The sequence below is a fragment of the Brevibacillus sp. SIMBA_040 genome, assembly GCF_046535075.1.
Taxonomy (GTDB): Bacteria; Bacillota; Bacilli; order Brevibacillales; family Brevibacillaceae; genus Brevibacillus.
This window is the reverse complement of sequence record NZ_JAWRXI010000432.1, coordinates 1-232: the sequence shown is the minus strand read 5'-3', so window position 1 is coordinate 232 and position 232 is coordinate 1. Positions and strand designations below refer to the sequence as shown.

Sequence of the window (232 nt, the reverse complement as noted above, 5' to 3'; positions counted from 1 at the left end):
CAAGAACCGCAGTATTTCTGGCCGTATTATAATGTCACCAAAGGCGGGCTATTATCTAAAAAAGAAATTTACAATGAACAAAACACCCTGTTAACAGCGGAACTCTATGATTACGAACTGGACAAATACACGGATGAGGAATATAATTTTAACACGATGGGTAAAATAACCTCAAAGCCTTCCTATGTTAAAAAAAGCAATGTCATTAGTAAAGCTTACTTTGGCGGAAACC

At 36.6% G+C, this 232-nt stretch carries 1 protein-coding gene; it reads left to right on the top strand.

All coding sequences use genetic code 11. The features are described from left to right. Positions 1–232 (top strand): hypothetical protein (locus tag SB752_RS33335; RefSeq protein ID WP_410719648.1); only part of this gene is annotated, 232 nt, incomplete at both ends.